Origin of the sequence: Akkermansia sp. 54_46 (assembly GCF_001917295.1) — a bacterium.
Taxonomy (GTDB): Bacteria; Verrucomicrobiota; Verrucomicrobiia; order Verrucomicrobiales; family Akkermansiaceae; genus Akkermansia; species Akkermansia muciniphila.
Genome location: NZ_MNUD01000004.1, coordinates 1 through 15,031, shown reverse-complemented (window position 1 = coordinate 15,031; position 15,031 = coordinate 1). Strand labels below are relative to the sequence as shown.

The following is a 15,031-nucleotide window of genomic DNA, read 5'->3' as shown; positions in this document are numbered from 1 at the left end:
CCTCCGAATATGAGCAGGGAGGGCCCCCAGCCAGGGCCCCTCCCGCAAATTTGATTAATCCCTTCAGGAGAGAGCCGGAAGGGAAGCGGCGGCTACGGCCTGTCCGTGGCGCTTGGTCTTTTCATCCGGCACGCGGAGCTGGATCTTCAGCTCGGGGAATTCGGTGCGCAGCACTTCTTCCGCCTTGTCAATGATGATCTGGCCGCCGTCTCCGGAAGCCACACGGCCCAGGAAGAGCAGGTTGCGGATATCATAGAACCTGGCGTAATGGGCAATGGCATAGCCGAAGTGCACGCCGATGGTTTCATAAATCTTGCGGGCGCGTTCGTCGCCTTCCGCCATGGCGGCCTGAACCTTTTTAAGCTGTTCCGGGAAGGGCATTCCTTCAAACTGGAAGCCGGCGCGGGGGGCCAGGCGGGCCACAGCCTGCTGGGAGAAATAAAGGGCGCCTACGCCCATATCTTTGGACCATTCGTCCACTCCGCCTTCCTCCGAGTAGTCCACAGGGGCAAAAGCCAGTTCATTCAGCCAGGGCTTGATGTGGCCTTCCGGATCCACGTAGCCGGCGGCCTCGGAGGTGCCCATGGCCACGCCGAGCACGGCGTTATCGTTCATGCCCATGGCCCCTGCGAGGGCGGTGACTTCACCGTCATTCACCACTTCAAAGGGAATGTTGTTCCATTTTTCCTTCTGGAGGGTGCGGAATACCTTGCCGAGAGTCTTTTCAATGTCTTCCTGGCTGACGCCGCGGAACAGGGAGGAGGTGCGTACTTCACTGTTGATGATCACGCCGGCGGAGGATCCGCCGATGGCGTCCACCCGGGGCAGATGAGCGGCGGCGCGTTCCAGAGAATCCTGGATTCCGTCAATGTGATACTGGGGATCCTTCTGGAAGTAAGGGTCCCAGACCACTTCCTCGGAATAAACCACTTCCCCATTCACCACGGCGGCGCATTTGCGGTCGGAACCGCCCAGGTCAAAACCGATGCGGCATCCGTCCAGGTTGCGGCCCAGTGTCATGGAGCCGGAGTATTCCTCGGGAAGTTCTTCCACGGAAACCTTTTTCACTTCAATCGGGGAGCCGTAAATCTTCTTGCCGATGAAATCCCAGTCGAATTCGCGGATACCGCCCTTGCAATAGCGGGAGGCCAGCATGTCCGCAATAGCGTCATCCCCGGCGACGAGGATGATATTGCCGCCCTTCTGCCACAGCAGGAATTTCACAATGCGCTCCACATAGGTTTCATTCAGGGCAATGTTTTCTCCGGTATGGGGAAGAAGCTTGCCGGACCAGCGGAAACAGGTCCCGTCATTGCGGGTCAGAGCGATATCCACTTGATGAGAAGCAGGATCGGCGGCGGCTTTGGCCTCAAAAGCTTGATTCCAAAGAACGGCCGGCACGAAGCCGGGGTCCAGCACAGGCGTGATTTTGGGTTGAATATTCATGGCGATAATCCGTTGGGAACGTAGCATACCCGCTTTTCCTTGAAAAGTATTCATTCCCTTTCCTTATGATTTTTTTTGCGGAATGAGGGGAGATAGCTCATTTTCTGCTGGAAAATCACCGTGTTTCCACTAAAGAAACAGGAGCTTTTCTTCCGGCGCGGCCCCCTGGAAGGGCGGCCCATTCCACACATGCCTATTCCATGAATGAATTAACGGACCAGCTCATTACCCTGTTCTCTTCCATCCTGATTACCGTCATGTTCCTCGCCGTGGCGGTAAACATATTCCGCCGGAATCATGCGCCTGATACCCGGCATCCGCTGAAATGGCGCATTCCCGTAGGCCATCTGGACATGCTGGACATCGCCATGTGCGGCATCATCGTGCTTTACTTCAGCCTGGGGGCCCTGTTGGCGGCAGCCACGCCTCCGGGTGCTTCCGCTCCGCCCAGCACAACCAACATGGAGCTGGACAGCTACAAGGTTTTCAACGGAACCTGCCTGAATCTCATTCTGGCCTTCGTCCTGCTGGTGCGCATGTTCCATACGGGCCGGATGGAGGCGCTGGGATTGAAAAAACATTCCCTGAAGGTCCTCCTCTACGCTCCGGCGGCAGGTTATCTGCTGGTGCTGGCCATCCATTTCCTGCTGGACAAGGCGGGCCTGTTCCAGTGGATTGAACACGCCACCAACGCCCCGGCCGAACAATCCATTGTTTCCGTGCTGAGGCATTCCAGCGACATTCCCCTGATCACGGTTATCTGCTTCAGCGCCGCCATCGCCGCCCCTCTGGTGGAGGAACTTATTTTCCGCGGTTATCTGTACCCGATCATGAAAAAATACACGGGCGTCTGGTTTGCCCTGATCACCACCTCCCTCCTCTTCGGCATCATCCACGTCAGCCTGGTTCCGTTCATCCCCCTGGCAATCTTCGGAGCCGTACTGGTGCTGCTGTACGAATACACGGGCAGCATCTGGACGCCCATCATCGCCCATTGCATTTTCAACACCGCCACTCTCATCAACATTCTGTATCCCGGCATCCTTCTTCCGTATGGAACCTGAGCCCAGCATCCGGCAGACGGGAGAGGATGCGCTGGTAGCCCGCCTCCTGCCCCTGATGCCTTCCAATCCGTCCCTGGAAACGGGGCCAGGAGACGACTGCGCCATCATCCGGGGGTCAGGAAACCGCCAGTTGCTCCTGAAAACGGACTGCGTGGTGGAAGGCATGCATTTCCTGCCCGGAACGGCCCCGGAGCTAATCGGGAGGAAGGCGCTGGCACGGGCCGTTTCAGACATAGGGGCCATGGGCGGCACGCCCCTTCACGCACTGGTGACCCTGTTCGTGCACGCAGACCGCCCCATCTCCCAGGTGGAAGGAATTTACCGCGGCATGGGGAGGCTGGCGCGGCAGTTCGGCATCAGCATCGCCGGGGGGGAAAGCTCCGGCCTGCCTGCTGACGGGCTTATCATCAACGTGGCGCTGACCGGAGAAGTGGAGGAAGGCAAAGCCGTACTGCGCAGCACGGCGCGGGCGGGGGATCTGATTGCCGTAACGGGAACGCTCGGCGGCAGCTTTCCCACCGGTCACCATCTTTCCTTCATGCCGCGTGTCAGGGAAGGGGGCATCCTGGCCGCCTCCGGCGTAGCCACCTCCATGATGGATCTTTCCGACGGGCTGGGCACCGACCTCCCCCGGCTGGCGGCCGCCTCCGGGCTTGGGTTCCGTATTCATGAAGAGCTTCTTCCCGTGCGCCCGGGGTTCACTGCGGCCCAGGCTGTAGGGGATGGGGAGGATTACGAATTGCTGGTGACCTTCCGTCCCGGCGACCGAGAACGGGCGGCACGACTGGCCGCGGAGCATTTTCCGGAAACGCCTCTCACCGTCATCGGGGAAATGACTGCGGAAACGGCCTCCGCCCTTCCCCCAGGTTACAGGCACTTCAGCTAGCCCGTTAAGAATCGGGGGCAGAGCCACGCAAAACGCCTGCGGAATTATTCCGCCGCCTTTTCCTCCTCTTTCTCCCGCTGCATGTAAGGCAGGAGCTGTTCATACGCGTCTTTGCCCAGATAACGCTTGATGGAACGCTCCGGCGTTTTGAAAATGTCCACCAGGATCAGGCAGTCCAATACGTCGCCAAAATGCTTGTCCACGCTGAAGGAAAGAATTTTGCCGTTCAATTTCAGATATTGGCGGAGCAATACGGGAATGCCCTTGCCATCCTCTTCTATATCAGCGACCAATTGAGACAGCCCCTGGGCATCTGCCAGCCCCAGAGGGAGGATGCATGATTCCGACCTCTTCAGATCCGCTTTACGGGGCGGATTGTAGGCCCTCACCTCATTCACCAGCACGGGCTCCATTTCATGCGCCTTCAGATAGGAGACGATGAGGGCGCGGGAAAGGTTGGTGTAATCCCGGGAAATGCTGACCGTGCCGAACAGGTAGCGGTAATGGTGGTTGCGGGCCATGAACTGGCCGATGCCCTCCCAAATGAAACCGAGAGCCAGCGGCCTCTTCTGGTATTCCGGAACAATGAAGGCGCGCCCCATTTCCAGAGAGCGGTCCAGCACCCGCAAAGCGGCAGGGGAAAAGGAAAAGTATTCTCCGTTGTACAGCCCTTTGACACCGTAGCGGGCAAGGATTTTGTCCGTTTCCCCCATGCGGTAGGCGCCCACAATTTTCTGGTGCGTTCTGTCCCACAGGAACAGGTGTTTGTAATGGTTGTCGTATGTATCCAGGTCGCAGGCGTTGCCGGAACCTTCCCCTACCTGGCGGAAAGTATATTCCCGCAAACGCCCTATTTCAATAAGGATATTGGGGATTTGCAGGGCATCCGCCACGTACACGTCCCAATCTCCATTTTCCTGACGGGCATGCAGACACTCCGGGGGCAGCGCGTCGATTTCCGCCTGCATATCCTGCACGGAAACGGGGGAGGTCAGCGCGGCCATCTTCGCCTTCCGGTCCTTTTTGTGCACATGGGGGCGGCGGCTTTTTTCATAACTTTTGCCCAGCAGATAGGTGCGCAGGCGCAGATGGGAGACGATGGCTTCATCGGAATCATACTGTCCAAGCTGGCTGAACGGAATGGGCTTGCCTACCACAATGCGGTGTGTCCGGCGGCCGTCCCGACCCACTTCACGGGGAAGGAACGCCACGCGCGCCTTGCGGTTGATCAGGGAAATGCCCTGGAACAGCAGGCTGTTGCGCCCCGGGAAATATACGGGCACCACCGTCGCTTTCGTCATGCGGATAATGGCGGCGATATTCGCGTTCCAAGGGTCGTCCGTCACCCTTTTGTGGGCCAGGGAAAAACTGGAGACCGTGCCGGCGGGGAAAATGCCCAGAACCCCGCCCTGCCGCAGCCAGGAAATCATCTTGCGCATACCGGAAAGGTTTTTGCGCCGGGCGTTCTCATCCTCATACACGTCCACCTTGATGAGCCAGGGATCCAGCTCCCCGCACAGGGAAAGCTGCTCGTTGACCAGGATGCGGACATCCTCTCTTACGCGGGTAAGCAGCTCCCCGAACATGATGCCGTCCGACAAGCCGTGCGGATGATTGGCAACGACAACGACAGGCCCTTTCTTAGGAATATTTTCCAGGTCCCCCGGGCGCAGCTGAAGCTTCAGGTTCAAATGCCTGGAGGCAAGCTGAAAGAAATTTTCCTGAGAACCGGATTCTTTGTCGCGCACGATCTTGTCGTACGCCTTGTTCAGGCGTTCCAGGCCCAGCAGCTTTTCGGCGGACGCGGCCACCAGAGCAGGCAGACGCGTATTCTCGTCCAAAATGTCTCTGATGTCCACCATCTTCGGGTGTTTGAGCTGGGCCATGCCCCGCTGTATAACGGATTTACGGGAAAAAGTGAAACTCTTTTTGCAACGCCCTTCGGAACGCAGTCTTGATTTCCACAGGGCTCAAAGCTACAATTCAAACGGCTTTAGCCCCCATTTCCAACTCAGAAGACACTCATGCATCCAGCCATCGCCATTGACGGCCCCGCCGCCTCCGGAAAATCCACCGTCGCCAAGCTCATCGCGGACCGCCTCGGCTATACGTTCATCAACACCGGGGCCATGTACCGGGCCGTTACCTGGTACATGCTGGAACAGGGCATCAACCCTGCGGACACGGCGGCCGTGCTGGAATCCCTGCCGGCCGTGCCCCTCTCCTTCGGCAAGGACGGCAGCCAATCCGTAGTTCTGTGCGGACAGCATGTGCTGGGCGAAGAACTCACGAGCCAGCAGGTCAACGACCATGTTTCCACCATTGCGGCCATCCCGGAAGTACGCGCCCTGCTGGTGGAACGGCAACGGGAATATAACCGCCGGGAACCCGTCGTGATGGAAGGAAGGGACATAGGCACCGTGGTTTTTCCGGATACGCCGTTCAAGTACTTCGTCACCGCCTCCGAGGAAGTGAGGGCCGCGCGCCGCGCTGCGGAGGGACTGACGGACTCCATCGCGGAGCGGGACCGCAAGGATTCCTCCCGCGCCACCGCCCCGCTGGCGCAGGCGCCTGACGCTCTTCTGGTGGATACGTCAGACATGACGATTGACCAGGTCGTCCGTTTCATCACCGACAACATCCAACAAAAACTCTCCTCCAGATGAACTCTTTCTACTGGGTTTTCTACACGCTCTTCAAAAGCATTTCCAAAGCCTTCTTCTCCTGGAAAGTCGTCAACCGGGAAAAACTCATCGAAGACGGCCCCGTGCTCATCGTCAGCAATCACCAGAGCTTTCTGGATCCGCCCATGCTGGGCATTTCTTATGAGGACGGCATCTATTTTTTCGCACGCAAGACGCTGTTCCAGGGCATTTTCAAATGGGCCCTGCCCCTCTGCCAGGCTATCCCCATTGACCAGGAAAACCCGGATGCCGCCAGCCTCAAGCACGTGATACGCCTGCTGAAATCCGGCAAGCGCGTACTCGTGTTTCCGGAAGGCTCCCGCACGCCGGATGGTAAAATCCATGACGGCATGGGCGGGATCGGCCTCATCCTGAGCAAAACGAAAGTTCCCGTGCAGCCCCTGCGCATCAGCGGTGCGTATGAAGCCTTTCCCATCGGCGCCCGGTTTCCCAGGCTCCGCCCCGTCACGGTCACGGTGGGAGACCCCATCCCCTTCACGCCGGCGGAACTCAACGCCAAAGGAAAAGATGCATACCAGCACCTGACGGACAAAATCATGGACGCCATCCGCTCCCTCCCTGCGGAATAACCCCCCTTTCCCGGCCCCATGATCTCCAGGCTGAAATTAATGGACTTCCGTTGCTACGGAAGCTTCTCCTGGCAGATTCCGCAGCAGGGGGCCATCATCCTGGGAAACAACGCCCGGGGAAAAACCAGCCTGCTGGAGGCCGTTTGCTTCCTGCTGCGCCTGCAATCCCCGCGCACAGCCCGGACCGGACCTCTGGTCTCCCACGGAAAACAATCCTTCGGCATCCGCGGAGAACTTCCGGGGCAAATCCGGCGCATCCTGTGGGCGCCGGACGCTCCGGACCTCCGCGTCAACGGAGAGCCCCGCAAAGACCAGCGCAGCTACCTGGCGGACAGCTATCCCGTGGTATGGATGGGGAATGACGACCTTTCCCTGGTGCAGGCCGGCGCGGACGCCCGCCGGAAATACATGGACTTTCTGGGCAGCCAGTGGCATCCAGGCTACAGACTGGCCCTGTTCAGCTACCGCCGGGCGCTGAAAACGCGCAATTACCTGCTCAAGCACAGGCACCGGGACAAACTCCAGCTGGACGCCTACACGCGCCAGCTGGCCCTGCACGGCACGGAACTGAGAAACCTGCGCGCCCATCTGCTGGCGCTCCTGGCGCCCCATATCGCCCTGGCCTACCGCAATATCGGCGGAAGGCAGGAACAGGTCTCCATCGCTTACCGCGCCTCGGAGGAAGGAGACCTGTATGAACGGCTGTGCGCCTCCATGGACCGGGATATCCGGTACGGACAAACCCAGAACGGCCCCCACCGGGATGACCTGGACATCACGCTGAACGGCAGAAACGCCGCTCAATTCGCTTCCGAAGGGCAGCAGCGCACCACCGCCATCTCCATGAAGCTGGCGCAGTCCTCCCTCCTGACGGAAGAAACGGGACATACACCCATCCACCTGATTGACGATGTCTTCGGGGAGCTGGATCCCACGCGCCGGATAGCCTTTCTGCAGTCGCTTCCAGCGGACGCGCAGAGCCTCATCACCACCACCCATCTGGACTGGCTGCACGATGCTCCGTGCCCCCTGCCAGCCTTCCGGCTGGAGGATGGAACCCTTGCCCCCCTCTGAAAAAGCGCGGACAGAAACAACGAACAGGCGTCCGCCTGCGGCATTTCCGGGACGCTATTCCTTCACCCATACGTTCAGGATTTCCACAATATACATTTTATGGAAATCCCCGGCGGCATACCACTCCGGCACAATAGATTTATCCAGAAAGGCTTCCGGGTTAAGAGGCTCCGCGTACAGCTTGCGGCACTCCAACACCAGGCGCGCTTCCGTAAAACTTACATTGCCGTTCTCCGTCACGTATGGCGTCAGGCCGGAGGCGGCCACCTTGTCCGTATCCCGTCCGCTCGTTGTTCCGCACACGGTCAGAGCCTTATGGTACTCATGGCTGAAAAAGGAAAGCGTCAGCTCGTCCCCGGCCTCAATAAAACGGAAGGTATGGCGCTGGGGGCGGATAACGACAAACGCCACGGGCTTCTTCCACATGAACCCCAAACCGCCCCAACTGGCCGTCATCATGTTGAAATGCTCCGGAGAACCCGCCGTCACCAGCATCCAGTCGCCCCCGATCAATTGTACGGCATTATCCTGAATCTCTTTTGGTTCAATCTTCTTCATCATCGTCTCCAACGTTCGTTCGCAAACTATTCTATACCCCTCCTCCCATATGTCAAAGCTGTGGAGCGGCCGGGATGACGCGGGAAAACAAATTCCGTCCCCGCCGGGAAGCTCTCTCCGTTTGGAGTTGCATTTCCGGAACGGCGGCCCTAGCATTTCCGGGATGAATCACACCGCGCTGGAAGACAAGCTGGGTTACCGTTTCAACAATCCGGATCTGCTCGTTCAGGCCCTTACCCACCCCAGCACGGACAGCAAGCCGGAAACGCGCCGGGCGTATGAACGGCTGGAATTCCTGGGAGACGCCATTCTTCAGCTGGCCGTCACACAGTACCTTTACCACCACATGCCCCAATCCCCGGAAGGGGAACTGACCCAGCTGCGCGCCCGAACCGTCAGCCGCGCCAATCTGGGCAAATACGGCTTTATCCTGGGGCTGGATAAACACATTGCCCTGGGAAAGGGGGAGGAACGGGCCGGCGGACGGAGCAAAAATTCCATCATCGCCAACACATTTGAATCCGTCTTCGGAGCCATGTCTCTGGATTCCAACTATGAAACGGCCAAGGCTGTGGCCCTGCGCGTCCTCCATGAAGCTCTGGATTCCGCGGCCAGCCATCCCAAGGAAATCAACCCCAAGGGGGAACTCCAGGCTATCCTTCAGGACATCCTGCCCGAAACTCCTTCCTATGAAACGGAAGAAAAAGGGCCGAGAGACGCCGAAAACCGTTTTGAATCCCGCGTTTTCTGGCATGGTCACGCCATTGGAGCCGGTTCCGGGGCCAGCAAGAGAAAGGCGGAAGTGGCCGCCGCCGCAGACGCCCTGGACGCCAGGGCATGGCTCCGCATGACCTTGTAACCGCCAAAGGGGGACGGGTGGCTATTTTGTCACCCTTAAGCCTTGGACACTCCTGTGGCTGGTTTGATAGACAGAAGCCGTCTCCGGGAGGAAGAACCTTCCCCGGAAGACCTTCTCACAGACAAACCAACCATAGAAAACAAATGAAGACCTATACTCTCCCCGTCATCGGCCTCATGACTCTCGGAGCCTCCGCCTTTGCCGCTGCCGCACCCTCTACCGGAAACTCCCTGCCGGCCCGTGACAACTTTTCCGCCTGCAAATGGCTCGGCGACCGTTTCAAGTGGTTCAACTCGGAACGGGACCACAAGAATCCCTACATCCAGGAATTCAACGTTTCCCTCCGCATGCAGTACGGACTGGACTGGATTGACCCGAACGGCGAAGGCCGCGTCATGGGAGAAAAGGAAGGCAACGGCCACCGCTTCAACGATGAATGGCGCCGCTTCCGCGCCGGGTTCAACATGAAGTTTCTGAACAACTTCAAGCTCAACAACGTCTGGAACATCGGCGGCATGGACGGCCTGGAAAGCTACAATGCAAAAACCAACACATGGGACACCTCCGACCTGACCTACTCCCTTTACGAACTGAATCTGGAATACAAGGGAGGCCCCGTCACCTATGCCATCGGCAAAATAAAGCCGCGCATCACCGGGGAATACCGAACATCCTCCTCCGCCATTCTGACTATCGAACGCTCCATGCTGGTCAACCAGCTCCGCTCGGAAACCAATTACGGATTCCAGGTGAACAATTCCGACAAAAAGGATAAGCTCGGCTGGGCAGCAGGCGTCTGGCTGAACGGCAACGGGGGCACCGGAACCGGCACGTTCAACAACCGCATTGAACCCGCTTTCAATTCCCGGGACAACTGCTTCATCACCGGCACGCTGAGCTATGACACGTCTAACGACGTTTTCCTGAAGAAAAGCCGTCTGTGGCTGGATTACGCCCACAATTTCACCAAGTGGGGAGACGACGCCCAAAACAAGGCGTATGAAAAACTGACCGGTTACGGCTTTAAATCCAAATACCAGGGTACCGGAGCCAGGGACGTGGTAGCCCTGACCTGGGAAGGTTCCGAGGGGGACTTCTCCCTGATGACCGAAGTCATGGCCGGCTTCAACGTCATCGGCATGAAAGCGGGGGCTGAAAACGTCTTCGGCGTGACCGTCATGCCGTCCTACAAGTTCACCCCCCACTGGGAAGGAGTGGTCCGCTACCAGATGGCGGCGGGCAGCAACGCCGTAAAATGGGAAAAGCGCTATACGCAGAACTCCACTTATTCCGGAACTTCCGACTGCATGCAGGCCCTGTACCTGGGCGTCAACTACTACATTTTCGAATGCAGCCCAAACATGGCCAAGATCATGGCGGGCATCGAATACGCCCATTCCAACGGCACGGACGCCAGCCGGCAGAAAGGCTTTACCGGATGGAGCTACAATATCGCTTTCCGCACCAACTTCTAATTGCCGGACGGTATCATCCCGTCAACAGCTGGCCGCTTCTGTTCAGGGGCGGCCATTTTTAATGGCGTGGCGCCCTGCATGGCAGTTCCCCCAAAAAACGGCAGCCGTCATTTCCGTAATGCCTTCCATATTCAAATACCTGGTTCTTAGCAAATCGGAAGAAGCATGCCCCATTTCCATCTGCAATACATGCAAATTCTTGAAATGCCTGGCAAAATAACTGGCAAACGTATGCCTTAACATATCCGCAGGCCACTTCTTTTCCTTCCCGTCCCACCCGGCCAACCGTCTCAGCTCCCTCCACTTCGCCGGCCAGTTGCGCGGGCATACGCTTCCCGACACAGATCCCATAGCAACCGCTCTTTCCAGCAGATTTCCCAAAACCGGCTGGATCGTCACAATGCGGGCTCCTCCCGTCTTGCTGTGGCGCGCCCTCAGGGAAACCATTCCCTCCCTTAAATTAATCTGTGCCCAATCCAGCCTTCTCACTTCTTCCGGGCGGATGCCGGCATACAGCATCAGCCCAACCGCGGCCAGGCACGCCCCTCCGTCATACTCTTCCGCAGCAGCCAGCAACCGGCGCATTTCTTCCAGGGACAGCACGGGAATGGAATGCTCCTTCAGCCTCGGCAGGTCCACATGCGCCACAGGGTTTTCCGTGCACCATCCGCGTTTCACGGCCGTTCCGAAAATACCGCTGAGCACCAACCGGGCCTTATGCCTCTGCCTAAGGGTATCAAATGATTTTTCCAGACAGGCGCGGCATTCCCGGGGCGTGATAAAGCGTACGGGCCTTCGGGCTATTTCCGGACAAAACCTCAACAAACGCCGGCTGATATAACGAAAATCATCCCTAGTTCTTTTCCTGCGATCTTGCCGAGCCTCCATAGCCTCATCCACGGCTTTCCTGAACACTACCGTTTTTCCTCTGGCAACCAGGGCTTCCTCTCCCAGCCGGATGCATTCCCTTGCCCTCTTCCATCGGCTGCCGCGCCCTTTGCTGGCCTGCAGCAATTCATGCGCCAGCTGGGCGGCTTCCACCACATCCAGCCCTGTCTTTTTTAAAATGGCCAGCGCCGCATGATCCGTTGCTGAAATTTTCTCTCTCATTTCATATATTTTGCAACGGTTTTGGAATTCGCTATGACAGGTTCATTCGCGCGCTGATGAATCATGGGAGGAACGATGGATTCGTCCCCCTGCCATTCACCGGTTGCGATAGTTACAACCCCATCAGAATCATGTTCTCCATATCTTGGTTCCCGTTCTATTCACGAAGCAGTTCATCATTCCCCTTACATGCAGAAACCGTTCTTCAGCATTATTATCCCGGCTTATAATCTGGAGAATTATATTGCTGCCGCCCTTCAGTCAGTACTGGTTCAAACATTTCAGGATTTTGAGATCATCATCGTGGATGACGGTTCTTCCGATGAGACCGTTTCCATCATCCAATCTTTTCATGACCCCAGAATCCGCCTGGTTTCCCAAGTTAACGGCGGCGTGTCGCGGGCGCGAAACGCAGGGATGAAGAAGGCCGTGGGGGCTTACATCGCTTTCATGGACGGAGACGATTACTGGTATCCCGAGCATCTGGAGCTGGCAGCCGATTTTTTCAACCGTCATCCGGAGATATTGGCCTATGCCAACCGCTACATGAGGGATGAACTGGCGGCCATCCCGCCGCGCCCTCCATCTTATCCCGAATCTATCCGGAGGCTGGGGATACGGGGAGTGCTTTTCATGAATTCCAGCAGTGTAATCCTGAATTCGTTTCTTGCGTCCCGGCTTCCCCCCCTGGGAAGAAGCGATGCCCTATGGGGAAGACGGCCTGTACTGGACACGGTGCATGCGGGGGACAGGCCTGATCGGGCTGGGAGGCTCCGTCACCTCCATTTACAGGCAGAGAGCTTCTTCCGCCATGCATAATGAGCATTACCAGCATATCTCCCTCCACTCGCTCATTGCGCCTCTGCTGAATGAGCTTGAAGCCATGAAAAATCCCAAATGGCAATTTGCCGTTCATTATCTGGTCATCAGGGAATTGCATCCCAAAAGACTGTTATCGCTCAACGTAGAGGAACGGATTTCCCTGACGGGCAGAATCAGGAAAATCATGCACCCATGCCTGAACCGGCCGTTTTTGGACTCCTATATGAAAGCGTGTTCCGCAAGAGCAGGCATGGAACAATCATTTTCCGCTCTCATGGACAGAACCATGTTCTCCTGCAAATGGCTGGACCGCCTGGAAAGGATGGGACGCTTCCTGTTTTTCCGGTTGCAAACCAATAACGGAACAGAGAGCAAACACCAAGATCCAGTCCGTTCACGATCATGAATATCGTATATGCTACAGACGATAACGGCGCGCTGGGAACGGGCGTGAGCATTGTGTCCCTCATGGAGAATTTGCCGCTCGGCGTTCATGCCGATATTTACATCATGACTGACGGGTTAAGCGGGGATAATACGGCCCGTTTCCATTCCCTGCAACAGGATACAATCTCCATTTGCACTTCATTGACATGAAGGATAAATATACGGATTTCCCCGTCGGTTCCAAATGGTCGGCGGCGACGTATTACCGTCTTGGCCTCGCAGGGGAACTTCCCGCCACGGTAGAACGCGCCCTTTACGTGGATATTGATACCATTTTCAACAGGGACATAAGCCCCATGTATGAATCCGAATTCGGAGATTGCCTCATTGCCGGCGTTTTCACCACGGAAGATTTATCCGAGGAATCTTTTTCACGCTGGAAGAGAGAAATGAATCTGGACCGGGACTCCATTTACATCAATGCCGGCGTCATTCTTTACCATATCGGAAGAATACGCGAAGAACGTTTTGAATCCCAGGTTTTATCCTGGGCGAAAAACAATATTCACCGCCTTTCCTGGCAGGATCAGGATATTTTGAATGTATGCTATCAGCAGCGTATCCTGTTGCTTCACCCCATGTGGAACATTTGCGACGGGGCTATCTGGTCCATTCGTTGGGAAGGCGTGAAAAGCTTCAGAAATAATCCCCTGAAGCCGGCAGACCTGCTGGAAGCCGCCAGGCGGCCGGGCATTATCCACTACTGGGGCCATCCCAAACCCTGGCATCCCAACAGTATTCGCCAGGATTACGGATTGTTCTACAAGTATTGGAAGAAATCTCCGTGGAAAGATGACATCAGGGATTTCCGGAAGCAAAACGATACCGGCCGGATGTTCATCTCCAAAATGAGATGCCTCCTGGGAAAGGGTAAACGGCTTTTACAGGGCAAGCATCAATAGAAATACGGAGGGAGGGCTTTATATTTTCCTGATGCCCAGCCTATTTACTGCGTCGCCTTTTATGGGGAAATGCCAGAGCCGGCTATTTTTTAACAAGCCGACTTAACTCCCCTCCGGAATTTTCCCGAATCCGGGAGAAACCGTCCGCATATGCCTTCAGGAACGCCTCAACGTTTTATGCCTGATGATTTTTCCGGAGTTTTATCAATAGTAAAAAAATCATTCATTTATGAAAGTTGATACCATTAAGGGAAGTTCCTATGTCATGACCTGTACAAAAGCTTGTACTGTAAGCGCCATTTTCAATTCCGGAGAGACGTCCATGCTTATTCTGGAAGCAGGGGAAAAAGGGCAATACGGTTTTGCGGCCCCGACGGACGCCATAGAAGTATCCGATGAAGACGCTTTGATCACCCAGGTTTTCAAAACAGCCGTTCCAGGGCTGCCGGGCCAGAACGGCATCAGGCAAGGAGAAAATGCCGAATTAAAAAATCTGACGGCTGAGTCCGGGACTTTTGCAGGGGCCGTCAACGCCAACGGAGGCATCAATATCCCGCTGACCGTGGGGGCGGCAACGGATACGTCAGCGGTCAACCGCCTGTACGCCGCCGGGCTGGCTGCCGTGACGGACGCTTTTTCCCTCAGGTGCTATCCGCTCCCGGCGGATTGCTCGTCTTCCAACGGGACGGTTTTCAAAACAGACAAGGAACCCAATTCCCTTTATTTCAATGTCCCTCCCAATTCCTCTTTTACCGTGAAATGCGGCCTCGTGACCAACGCGAGGCCCATGCACAATTATTCCAGCATCCGGGGGTGGGTGGCCCCGCTGCGCCTGCCGTCTGTCAGCGCTAAATTCACGGCCAGGTTCGGCCAGATGAAAACGGTCGTGCGCATGGGAAGGGACAGGGACGCATTTACGCTGGTGCCGGATCAGGCGGCGGGCGGCTACAGGATTGGGGAGATTATCGATATTACGTTTGATCATGTCCGGGACGCGGCCGCAGGGGGGTATCACATTCGTGTCCGGGAGATTTATTATTCCAATGCCGAGCAGAAATGGAAGATGAAGACGACGCAGGCCCTCGCGCCGGAGACGTCTTCCAATAACGGTTAT

At 56.7% G+C, this 15,031-nt stretch carries 16 protein-coding genes; 12 read left to right on the top strand and 4 right to left on the bottom strand.

The genetic code is table 11. The features are described 5' to 3' along the window. Positions 1-63: 63 nt before the first annotated feature. The gene (locus BHW66_RS01875) at positions 64-1,473 is read right to left on the bottom strand and encodes an ROK family protein (RefSeq protein WP_022197762.1); all 1,410 of its coding nucleotides are present in this window, start codon (positions 1,471-1,473) and stop codon (positions 64-66) included. 173 nt (positions 1,474-1,646) lie between these two features. On the opposite strand from BHW66_RS01875, the gene BHW66_RS01870 reads away from it, so the two are divergent. Together BHW66_RS01870 and BHW66_RS01865 are read left to right on the top strand one after the other, a co-directional pair. Beyond that, positions 1,647-2,510 (top strand): CPBP family intramembrane glutamic endopeptidase, encoded by an 864-nt coding sequence (locus BHW66_RS01870; RefSeq protein WP_012419643.1) that lies wholly within the window; start codon positions 1,647-1,649, stop codon positions 2,508-2,510. After that, the gene (locus tag BHW66_RS01865) at positions 2,500-3,396 is read left to right on the top strand and encodes a thiamine-phosphate kinase (RefSeq protein ID WP_102747354.1); all 897 of its coding nucleotides are present in this window, start codon (positions 2,500-2,502) and stop codon (positions 3,394-3,396) included. The genes BHW66_RS01870 and BHW66_RS01865 overlap by 11 nt, the downstream gene beginning before the upstream one ends. A 44-nt stretch (positions 3,397-3,440) precedes the next feature. Here BHW66_RS01865 and BHW66_RS01860 read toward each other — a convergent pair whose 3' ends face one another. After that, positions 3,441-5,282: a lysophospholipid acyltransferase family protein gene (locus BHW66_RS01860; protein WP_051729305.1), complete on the bottom strand. Its 1,842-nt coding sequence runs from the start codon at positions 5,280-5,282 to the stop codon at positions 3,441-3,443. A gap of 138 nt (positions 5,283-5,420) precedes the next feature. On the opposite strand from BHW66_RS01860, the gene cmk reads away from it, so the two are divergent. The 3 genes from cmk to recF are packed head-to-tail and all read left to right on the top strand — an operon-like array spanning position 5,421 to position 7,744. Further along, positions 5,421-6,062 (top strand): (d)CMP kinase, encoded by a 642-nt coding sequence (gene cmk, locus BHW66_RS01855; protein ID WP_046436813.1) that lies wholly within the window; start codon positions 5,421-5,423, stop codon positions 6,060-6,062. After that, positions 6,059-6,670, top strand: a complete 612-nt coding sequence (locus BHW66_RS01850; RefSeq protein ID WP_022197634.1) for a lysophospholipid acyltransferase family protein — start codon at positions 6,059-6,061, stop codon at positions 6,668-6,670. Before cmk ends, BHW66_RS01850 begins: the two co-directional genes overlap by 4 nt. Before the next feature lie 18 nt (positions 6,671-6,688). Continuing rightward, positions 6,689-7,744: a DNA replication and repair protein RecF gene (gene recF / locus BHW66_RS01845; RefSeq protein WP_046436815.1), complete on the top strand. Its 1,056-nt coding sequence runs from the start codon at positions 6,689-6,691 to the stop codon at positions 7,742-7,744. A 54-nt stretch (positions 7,745-7,798) separates the two neighbouring features. On the opposite strand, the gene BHW66_RS01840 is transcribed toward recF, so the two are convergent. After that, the gene (locus BHW66_RS01840) at positions 7,799-8,302 is read right to left on the bottom strand and encodes a flavin reductase family protein (RefSeq protein ID WP_046436872.1); all 504 of its coding nucleotides are present in this window, start codon (positions 8,300-8,302) and stop codon (positions 7,799-7,801) included. A gap of 163 nt (positions 8,303-8,465) precedes the next feature. On the opposite strand from BHW66_RS01840, the gene rnc reads away from it, so the two are divergent. Next, the gene (gene rnc / locus BHW66_RS01835) at positions 8,466-9,161 is read left to right on the top strand and encodes a ribonuclease III (protein WP_046436874.1); all 696 of its coding nucleotides are present in this window, start codon (positions 8,466-8,468) and stop codon (positions 9,159-9,161) included. Between the two features lie 143 nt (positions 9,162-9,304). Next, complete coding sequence (locus BHW66_RS01830) at positions 9,305-10,636, top strand: porin (RefSeq protein WP_046436817.1); 1,332 nt, start codon at positions 9,305-9,307, stop codon at positions 10,634-10,636. A gap of 42 nt (positions 10,637-10,678) precedes the next feature. On the opposite strand, the gene BHW66_RS01825 is transcribed toward BHW66_RS01830, so the two are convergent. Beyond that, a complete protein-coding gene (locus BHW66_RS01825) occupies positions 10,679-11,746 on the bottom strand; it encodes a tyrosine-type recombinase/integrase (RefSeq protein ID WP_046436818.1) in 1,068 nt (355 codons plus the stop codon). A 189-nt stretch (positions 11,747-11,935) separates the two neighbouring features. Here BHW66_RS01825 and BHW66_RS01820 point away from each other — a divergent pair, with 189 nt between their 5' ends. The 5 genes from BHW66_RS01820 to BHW66_RS01800 form a co-directional block, all read left to right on the top strand. After that, positions 11,936-12,565, top strand: a complete 630-nt coding sequence (locus BHW66_RS01820; RefSeq protein ID WP_180975864.1) for a glycosyltransferase family A protein — start codon at positions 11,936-11,938, stop codon at positions 12,563-12,565. Next, positions 12,558-12,974: a hypothetical protein gene (locus tag BHW66_RS01815; protein ID WP_046436624.1), complete on the top strand. Its 417-nt coding sequence runs from the start codon at positions 12,558-12,560 to the stop codon at positions 12,972-12,974. The genes BHW66_RS01820 and BHW66_RS01815 overlap by 8 nt, the downstream gene beginning before the upstream one ends. Beyond that, positions 12,971-13,165 carry a glycosyltransferase family 8 protein gene (locus BHW66_RS01810; protein WP_046436627.1) on the top strand — a complete coding sequence of 65 codons (195 nt, stop codon included), beginning with the start codon at positions 12,971-12,973 and terminating at the stop codon, positions 13,163-13,165. The genes BHW66_RS01815 and BHW66_RS01810 overlap by 4 nt, the downstream gene beginning before the upstream one ends. After that, positions 13,162-13,917, top strand: a complete 756-nt coding sequence (locus BHW66_RS01805; RefSeq protein ID WP_046436629.1) for a glycosyltransferase — start codon at positions 13,162-13,164, stop codon at positions 13,915-13,917. Before BHW66_RS01810 ends, BHW66_RS01805 begins: the two co-directional genes overlap by 4 nt. Positions 13,918-14,182: 265 nt before the next feature. Beyond that, a partial coding sequence (locus BHW66_RS01800) for a hypothetical protein (protein ID WP_286688833.1) occupies positions 14,183-15,031 on the top strand: 849 nt, incomplete at its 3' end.

What these genes read in the sequence shown, in the direction of transcription:
- BHW66_RS01830 (WP_046436817.1), top strand. Translation starts at nt 9,305, where the DNA reads ATGAAGACCTATACTCTCCCCGTCATCGGCCTCATGACTCTCGGAGCC.
- BHW66_RS01870 (WP_012419643.1), top strand. Translation starts at nt 1,647, where the DNA reads ATGAATGAATTAACGGACCAGCTCATTACCCTGTTCTCTTCCATCCTG.
- BHW66_RS01850 (WP_022197634.1), top strand. Translation starts at nt 6,059, where the DNA reads ATGAACTCTTTCTACTGGGTTTTCTACACGCTCTTCAAAAGCATTTCC.
- BHW66_RS01875 (WP_022197762.1), bottom strand. Translation starts at nt 1,473, where the DNA reads ATGCTACGTTCCCAACGGATTATCGCCATGAATATTCAACCCAAAATC.
- BHW66_RS01860 (WP_051729305.1), bottom strand. Translation starts at nt 5,282, where the DNA reads ATGGCCCAGCTCAAACACCCGAAGATGGTGGACATCAGAGACATTTTG.
- recF (WP_046436815.1), top strand. Translation starts at nt 6,689, where the DNA reads ATGATCTCCAGGCTGAAATTAATGGACTTCCGTTGCTACGGAAGCTTC.
- BHW66_RS01815 (WP_046436624.1), top strand. Translation starts at nt 12,558, where the DNA reads ATGCATAATGAGCATTACCAGCATATCTCCCTCCACTCGCTCATTGCG.
- BHW66_RS01820 (WP_180975864.1), top strand. Translation starts at nt 11,936, where the DNA reads ATGCAGAAACCGTTCTTCAGCATTATTATCCCGGCTTATAATCTGGAG.
- BHW66_RS01840 (WP_046436872.1), bottom strand. Translation starts at nt 8,302, where the DNA reads ATGAAGAAGATTGAACCAAAAGAGATTCAGGATAATGCCGTACAATTG.
- cmk (WP_046436813.1), top strand. Translation starts at nt 5,421, where the DNA reads ATGCATCCAGCCATCGCCATTGACGGCCCCGCCGCCTCCGGAAAATCC.
- BHW66_RS01805 (WP_046436629.1), top strand. Translation starts at nt 13,162, where the DNA reads ATGAAGGATAAATATACGGATTTCCCCGTCGGTTCCAAATGGTCGGCG.
- BHW66_RS01825 (WP_046436818.1), bottom strand. Translation starts at nt 11,746, where the DNA reads ATGAGAGAGAAAATTTCAGCAACGGATCATGCGGCGCTGGCCATTTTA.
- rnc (WP_046436874.1), top strand. Translation starts at nt 8,466, where the DNA reads ATGAATCACACCGCGCTGGAAGACAAGCTGGGTTACCGTTTCAACAAT.
- BHW66_RS01865 (WP_102747354.1), top strand. Translation starts at nt 2,500, where the DNA reads ATGGAACCTGAGCCCAGCATCCGGCAGACGGGAGAGGATGCGCTGGTA.
- BHW66_RS01810 (WP_046436627.1), top strand. Translation starts at nt 12,971, where the DNA reads ATGAATATCGTATATGCTACAGACGATAACGGCGCGCTGGGAACGGGC.